Genomic DNA, 239 nt, shown 5'->3' with positions numbered 1-239 from the left:
CCAGGCACAGGCGGCGAGACGAGGCCGCTGCGCTTTCCCGGTGAGGGACAGGACAACGTGATGCGCAGCCTGCAGTATGACACCGTCTCGGACCGCTTCGGCAGCTATCTCCGGGACGAAGTGCTGCCGGAGGTCGAGAGGACGGTGAAGCTGCGGCAGGATGCCTATTCCCGCGGCGTAGCGGGACAGTCCTCGGGCGGTATCTGCTCCTTCACTCTCGCCTGGTTCCAGCCAGACCG

Annotated in this window: 1 protein-coding gene; it reads left to right on the top strand. The window is 66.1% G+C overall.

Annotated features, from left to right (window positions below; translation table 11 throughout):
• Positions 1-60 precede the first annotated feature (60 nt).
• On the top strand, positions 61-239 hold a 179-nt coding region (locus tag ACLF3M_RS35485; RefSeq protein ID WP_430661725.1), incomplete at its 3' end, for an alpha/beta hydrolase-fold protein.

Origin of the sequence: Falsiroseomonas sp. HW251, assembly GCF_050563545.1 — a bacterium.
Taxonomy (GTDB): Bacteria; Pseudomonadota; Alphaproteobacteria; order Acetobacterales; family Acetobacteraceae; genus Falsiroseomonas.
Note: the sequence above shows the minus strand (reverse complement) of the source record. Positions and strands in the feature narration are given on the sequence as shown.